Below are 5,799 nucleotides of genomic sequence, written 5' to 3'. Positions count from 1 at the left end.
CGGCTTGTTCGGCAGCAGGGGCTCGATCAGCCGCCACTCCACTTCGCTCAGATCGTATCGCGCCATCCCAGGCTCCTTTCGGAAGCCTTGAATCAAGCGTCGACCTCAGCCGCAACCTTTATGGGTTCAGAACCTAGCCCGGCCGGCCCGACCCGTGGGACTCGCCCGGCGCCCGGGCGCTATGAACGCCATGGAAGCCCGAGCCCCCGGCGTGGCGGAAATGGTGCGCCTCGTCGCGCTCGTAGTGGCCGCCCCGGTCGCGCGAGAACATGAAGACGTCGTCGGGTCCCCAGTAGCCGCCGGCGTAGGGGCCGTAGAAGTCGTCGTAGTAGGCGTCGTAGCCCCGGGCGCCGAAATGGCGGCCGCCATAACCGCCGTCCGCGCAGGCGCCGAGGCTGAGCGCGCCGGCGGCCGCGACCAGGGAGAGCACAATCGTTTTCATGATCGTCAGGTCCAAAAGGCCCCGCCCGAACTCGATAAAGCCCAGCGGCGCCGTTGGTTTCGCCGACCGCCGCCCGCCCCAATTCCGCCCCAGGCCAAGGCTCAGCTTGGCGGATGCGAACCCTGGCCCTAGTCGCCGTCGCCCTGCTCCTCGCCGCCTGCGGCAGCTATTGCCCGACCGATTTCCACGGCCTCGATCCGCCGCCCTGGGATTCCGCCATCCCGGCCCCGCACGGCTAGGTCCGCGGTTCGTGGACACCCCCTACGGCGCCGGCGCGATCCGCCCGCGCCGGAACAGCGTCCCCCAACTCAGCCCCCGCGTGGCCACCGCCACGACGCCGTAGATCGCCACGCCGGCCACCCCCATGGCCGCCTCCACATAGAGCATGCCCGTGGCCCCGAACCTCGTCTCGGCCCAGCCGTCCACCAGGGTGACCAGCAGGACGGGTACGTTGGAGATCGAGGAGATCAGGTTGAACTTGGTGCCCGCCGCGCCCTTGCCGATGGCCTCCAGGGTCACCGCCGAATAGGCCCCGTAGCAGAAGCCCACCACGACATTGTAGGCGCTGGAGGCGGCCAGGAAGCTCAAGGGGGTGCGCGGCGCCAGCGCCATGGCCACGGCCACCGCCGCGAGTACGAGCCCGAACAGGCTGTAGGCCTGTTTGCGGTCGATCTTGTCGGCGATGTAGCCGCCCGCGATGCAACCTGCGATGCTCAGGGCGCCGGAGAGCACGCCACCCACCAGCGCCACCTCGTCCGGGCCCGCGCTCCAGTCCTTGGCGATCGCGCCCCAAAGCTGGGCCAGGCCGCCCGAGCCGATCGGCAGCAGCATGATGAAGCACGCCAGAAGCCCGATCCGCGTCTTGATCAGGACCAGCACGTCGCGCCCGGTCTCCGCCAGGGTCACCCAGTAGCTCTGGCCGCGGCCCTCGCGGCCCGGCTCGCGCATGATCAGAAGCGGCCAGGCGCTGGCCACGGTGACGACGGCCAGCATCGCGCCGGCGAGCCACGGATGTCCCGAGTGCTGGGCGAGCCACAGGCCGGCGCCGCCGCCCAGGCCCGCGCCGCCCAGGTTGCCGGCCTGGCTCCAGCCGCCGGCCTGACCCTTCAGCCGGTCGGGCGTGTCGAAGGCCATGAGCCGGTTCACGGCGATCGACGTGACGCTCGCCGCCACGCTGCCGGCGAGGACCAGGGCGCCGAACGCCCAGAGCAGGCTCACCTGCAGGGGCAGGATCGCGATGCCCAGGAGGCTGGACGCCGTGCCGACCAGGCCGATCAGGTACCAGGTCTTGGCGGAGAGCGTCGTGTCGATCACCGGCGCCCAGGCCACCTTCCAGGTGTTGGGCAGGACCGACATCCCGGCCAGGGCCGCGATCTGCGCCACGCTGGCCCCGGCATGGCTCAGCAGCCAACCCAGAGTCACCGTCACATAGCCGGCCGAGATGCCGTACGGCAGGTAGAGGACCAGGAAGACGACCGGATGCGCTGGACGGTGCTCGGCGGTGTCGGTCATTCGTTTTCCCCGGCGCCGAGCCTAGCCGACGCGCGGCGTCCGGATAACCGCACATTATTGGCGGCAAGTAATGCGGCGGGATCGCGTCGGCCCCGTTGGTTGAAACGCGCGGTTAATGGCGCTCCTGAGTCAGGCGCCCGTGATGCCGAGGCGTTCACGATTGCTAAAGCGAAGCGGCGTGGTTTACGGCATGCTTGGAACAGATGCCGAACGTGATTCACCTTAGATCCGCTCATCCCCGGCCAACGGAGCGACGCAGTCGCGTAGGCCGAGCCGGGGACCCATTGAGGCCCGCGGCCTCCGGAGATCGCACATGATCGGCCGCCTCTGGGGCCTGGTCGCCGAAGTCGGCGAGGAGGAGGCGCTGATCGACGTTTCCGGCGTCGGCTACGTCGTGCGCTGCGGCTCGCGCACCCTCGGACGCCTGCCCGCGGTCGGCGAGAGCGTGACGCTGTCGATCGAGACCCAGTGGGGCGAGCAGACCGGCATGACCCTCTATGGCTTCCTCGACCGCGCCGAGCGTGGCGCCTTCACCGCCCTGAAGACCGTCCAGGGCGTGGGGCCCAAGGCGGCGCTGGCGGTGCTCGACGTCCTGCCGCCCGGCGAGTTGCAGGCCGCCGCGGCCCGGGGCGACCAGGCCGCCGTCGCCCGCGCCCAGGGCGTCGGCCCCAAGCTCGCCCTGCGCATCGTCACCGAACTGAAGGACAAGCCCCTGGGCGACGGCGTCGTCGCGGCCTTCCACGCCGCCGCCACGCCCGCCGCGCCGGCGAAGCCCAGCGCCACCGGCGAAGCCGTCGCCGCCCTCATGGGCCTCGGCGTCGCCGAACCCGCCGCCCGCCGCGTGGTCGAACAGGCGGCCCTGCGCTTGGGCGAGGAGACGGAAGCGCCCGGGTTGATCAAAGCCGCGCTGCAGGAGCTGGGGCGGTGATCGCCCGCAGCGCACGGGGTGGAGGACGCCCATGACCCGCCTCGTCTCCGGCGAACCGGCCCCGCTCGAAACCCCGGACAAGGCGCTCAGGCCCCAGACGCTCGCCGAGTTCGTCGGCCAGGAGCAGGCCAAGGGCAATCTGCGGGTGTTCATCGAGGGCGCCCGCAGCCGCGGCGAGGCGCTGGACCACGTCCTGCTGTTCGGCCCGCCGGGCCTCGGCAAGACCACGCTCGCCCAGATCGTCGCCCGCGAGCTGGGGGTGAACTTCCGCGCCACCTCCGGCCCGGTGCTGGCCAAGGCCGGCGACCTGGCCGCCATCCTCACCAACCTGGAACCCAACGATGTCCTGTTCATCGACGAGATCCACCGCCTGGCCGCCAATGTGGAGGAGATCCTCTATCCGGCCATGGAGGACCACGTCCTCGACCTGATGATCGGCGAGGGACCCTCTGCGCGCTCGATCCGCATCGATCTCGCGCCCTTCACCCTGGTGGCGGCCACTACGCGGGCAGGCCTCCTGGCCACGCCGTTGCGCGACCGCTTCGGCATCCCGATCCGCCTGGAGTTCTACACCCCGGCCGAGCTGCAGAAGGTGCTGTCCCAGGCCGCCGGCAAGCTCGGCCTGAACCTGCATCCCGAGGGCGCCGCCGAGATCGCCGCCCGCGCCCGCGGCACGCCGCGCGTCGCCGGCCGCCTGCTGCGCCGGGTCCGCGACTTCGCCTTGAGCGACGGCGTGGAGCTGATCGACCGCAAGGCCGCGGCGTCCGCCCTCGCCCGCCTGGACGTCGACGAGATGGGCCTCGACGCCCTGGACCGCCGCTACCTGCGCGCGCTCATCGAAAACTACGCCGGCGGCCCGGCCGGGGTGGAGACCCTGGCCTACGCCATCGCCGAGGCCCGCGACGCCGTCGAGGACGTCATCGAGCCCTTCCTTCTGCAGCAGGGTTTCATCCAGCGCACGCCCCGCGGCCGCATGGCCTGCGCCAAGGCCTACGCGCACCTGGGGATGATGGCGCCGAAAGGCGTCGGCCAGCCGCAGCCCGGGGACTTGTTCGATGAGTGACCCGAACCCCGCTCATCCCGGCGAAGGCCGGGACCCAGATCGCAAAGCGCCCATGCTGGCAGGTCTTCCGCTGAGCCTTTCGAACCCACATCTGAGCCATCCCATCTGGGTCGCGGCTTTCGCCGGGATGAGCGGAGGAGAGGATGGTTAGCGAGGTCTCGGAACCCTCCGCGGGCTGGCTCGTCGGCCGCGAGCATCAGTTGCCGGTGCGCATCTATTACGAGGACACCGACTTCACCGGCGTCGTCTACCACGCCAACTACCTGCGCTATTTCGAGCGTGGGCGGAGCGACTTCTTCCGGCTCGTGGGCGTCAGCCACTCGGCGCTGCTGGAGCGCCCCGACCCGGCGGCCTTCACCATCACCCGCATCGCCGTCGACTTCAAACGCGCCGCGCGCATCGACGACGCGCTCTTGGTAAGGACGAGCTACGACAGCGTGAGGGGGCCTCGCCTGTTCATCAGCCAACGGATCACCCGCGGCGAGGAGCTGATCGCCGCCGCCGCCGTCGAGGCCGCCTGCATCGACCTGAAGGGCCGCGCGCGCAAACCGCCGCCCGGAATGGCCGAAGCCCTTGCCCCGCTTTTCGCGGCTCCGCCATAAGTTCGCCACCGCAACGCGCCACCACCCGTTCTTCCCCCGCCTGTTCGCCGTTCACGTCTTGGGAGCTCCTGGCCTCGCATGGATTCCGCCGCCGCCATTACGCCGGAGAGCTTCAACTTCTTCGTCCTGTTCATGAAGGCCGACTGGGTCGTGAAACTGGTCATGCTGGGGCTGGGCGCAGCCTCGCTCTGGTCGTGGACGGTGATCCTCGACAAGACCTTCCGCTTCGCCTCGCTGACCCGCAGGGCCGACGGCTTCGAGGACGCCGTGGCCTCCGGCAAGAGCCTGGAGGACGTGGCCGCCCAGGCCGGCGACCGGCCCAACCACGCCCTGCCGCGCATGCTGCAGGCGGCGCTGCGCGAATGGCGCGACGCCCGCAACAAGGGCCTCGGCACCGACACCCAGGCCGCCTTCCTGATCCAGCGCATCGACCGCGTGCTCGACGCCGCCATCGCCCGCGAGAACGCGCGCCTCGAGGACGGCCTCGGCTCGCTGGCCATCGTCGCCACCGCGTCGCCTTTCATCGGGCTGTTCGGTACGGTCTGGGGTATCATGAACGCCTTCCAGTCGATCGCCATCCAGAAGAACACCTCCCTGGCGATCGTCGCGCCCTCCATCGCCCAGGCCCTGTTCGCCACGGCGATCGGCCTTATCGCCGCGATCCCGGCCTACATCGCCTACAACAAGTTCTCGACCGACGCGGCCAAGTACGCCGGCCGCCTGGAGGGCTTCGCAGACGACCTGTCCACCGCCATCCAGCGGCGGCTGGCGGAGCGGGTCTAGGCCATGGCGCTCTCCGCCAACGACGCCTTCGCCGCCGGCGGCCGGGGCCGCCGACGCCGCGGCGGGCGTGGCCGCAGGGGCGCGCTCTCCGAGATCAACGTCACCCCGCTGGTCGACGTCATGCTGGTGCTGCTGATCGTCTTCATGATCTCCGCGCCCCTGCTCACCGCCGGCGTGCCGGTGGAGTTGCCGAAGACCGAGGCCGGATCGCTGCAGGACCAGGCCGAGCCGCTGACGGTGACCATCCGCGCCGACGGCCAGATCTTCGTCAAGGAAGACGAGGTGCCCTTCGGCGCCCTGGCCCCACGCCTGCAACAGATGGCCGGCCCTAACACCACCAAGCCGATCTATGTCCGCGCCGACGGCAAGGCGCCCTACGCCATCGTCGCGCAGGTGATGGCGGCGCTCTCCACCGGCGGCTTCACCTCGATCAACCTGATCACCGACACCGGCGGCCCCTCGTCCGGTG

General features: G+C 70.6%; 8 protein-coding genes. 6 read left to right on the top strand and 2 right to left on the bottom strand.

What is annotated here, in order from left to right:
- Positions 1-133: 133 nt before the first annotated feature.
- Complete coding sequence (locus tag VNW53_RS09455; RefSeq protein ID WP_325555278.1) at positions 134-442, bottom strand: hypothetical protein; 309 nt, start codon at positions 440-442, stop codon at positions 134-136.
- A 113-nt stretch (positions 443-555) separates the two neighbouring features.
- Between VNW53_RS09455 and VNW53_RS09450 the strand changes: the two genes are divergently transcribed.
- Positions 556-681 carry a hypothetical protein gene (locus VNW53_RS09450; RefSeq protein WP_325555277.1) on the top strand — a complete coding sequence of 42 codons (126 nt, stop codon included), beginning with the start codon at positions 556-558 and terminating at the stop codon, positions 679-681.
- A gap of 22 nt (positions 682-703) precedes the next feature.
- Here VNW53_RS09450 and VNW53_RS09445 read toward each other — a convergent pair whose 3' ends face one another.
- A complete protein-coding gene (locus VNW53_RS09445; protein WP_325555276.1) occupies positions 704-1,954 on the bottom strand; it encodes an MFS transporter in 1,251 nt (416 codons plus the stop codon).
- Between the two features lie 313 nt (positions 1,955-2,267).
- On the opposite strand from VNW53_RS09445, the gene ruvA reads away from it, so the two are divergent.
- The 5 genes from ruvA to VNW53_RS09420 form a co-directional block, all read left to right on the top strand.
- A complete protein-coding gene (gene ruvA, locus VNW53_RS09440; protein ID WP_325555274.1) occupies positions 2,268-2,882 on the top strand; it encodes a Holliday junction branch migration protein RuvA in 615 nt (204 codons plus the stop codon).
- A 31-nt stretch (positions 2,883-2,913) separates the two neighbouring features.
- Positions 2,914-3,945 carry a Holliday junction branch migration DNA helicase RuvB gene (gene ruvB / locus VNW53_RS09435; RefSeq protein ID WP_325555273.1) on the top strand — a complete coding sequence of 344 codons (1,032 nt, stop codon included), beginning with the start codon at positions 2,914-2,916 and terminating at the stop codon, positions 3,943-3,945.
- A gap of 143 nt (positions 3,946-4,088) precedes the next feature.
- Positions 4,089-4,547: a YbgC/FadM family acyl-CoA thioesterase gene (locus VNW53_RS09430; RefSeq protein WP_325555272.1), complete on the top strand. Its 459-nt coding sequence runs from the start codon at positions 4,089-4,091 to the stop codon at positions 4,545-4,547.
- Between the two features lie 78 nt (positions 4,548-4,625).
- Positions 4,626-5,330, top strand: coding sequence for a protein TolQ (tolQ, locus tag VNW53_RS09425; RefSeq protein ID WP_325555271.1), 705 nt, complete (start codon positions 4,626-4,628; stop codon positions 5,328-5,330).
- Positions 5,331-5,333: 3 nt separating this feature from the next.
- A partial coding sequence (locus VNW53_RS09420) for a biopolymer transporter ExbD (protein ID WP_325555270.1) occupies positions 5,334-5,799 on the top strand: 466 nt, incomplete at its 3' end.

The organism is Phenylobacterium sp. (assembly GCF_035569475.1).
Taxonomy (GTDB): domain Bacteria; phylum Pseudomonadota; class Alphaproteobacteria; order Caulobacterales; family Caulobacteraceae; genus Phenylobacterium.
The sequence above is the reverse complement of the archived record's forward strand: the minus strand, read 5'-3'. Positions and strand labels throughout refer to the sequence as shown.

What these genes read in the sequence shown, in the direction of transcription:
- VNW53_RS09430 (WP_325555272.1), top strand. Translation starts at nt 4,089, where the DNA reads ATGGTTAGCGAGGTCTCGGAACCCTCCGCGGGCTGGCTCGTCGGCCGC.
- VNW53_RS09455 (WP_325555278.1), bottom strand. Translation starts at nt 442, where the DNA reads ATGAAAACGATTGTGCTCTCCCTGGTCGCGGCCGCCGGCGCGCTCAGC.
- VNW53_RS09445 (WP_325555276.1), bottom strand. Translation starts at nt 1,954, where the DNA reads ATGACCGACACCGCCGAGCACCGTCCAGCGCATCCGGTCGTCTTCCTG.
- ruvA (WP_325555274.1), top strand. Translation starts at nt 2,268, where the DNA reads ATGATCGGCCGCCTCTGGGGCCTGGTCGCCGAAGTCGGCGAGGAGGAG.
- ruvB (WP_325555273.1), top strand. Translation starts at nt 2,914, where the DNA reads ATGACCCGCCTCGTCTCCGGCGAACCGGCCCCGCTCGAAACCCCGGAC.
- VNW53_RS09450 (WP_325555277.1), top strand. Translation starts at nt 556, where the DNA reads ATGCGAACCCTGGCCCTAGTCGCCGTCGCCCTGCTCCTCGCCGCCTGC.
- tolQ (WP_325555271.1), top strand. Translation starts at nt 4,626, where the DNA reads ATGGATTCCGCCGCCGCCATTACGCCGGAGAGCTTCAACTTCTTCGTC.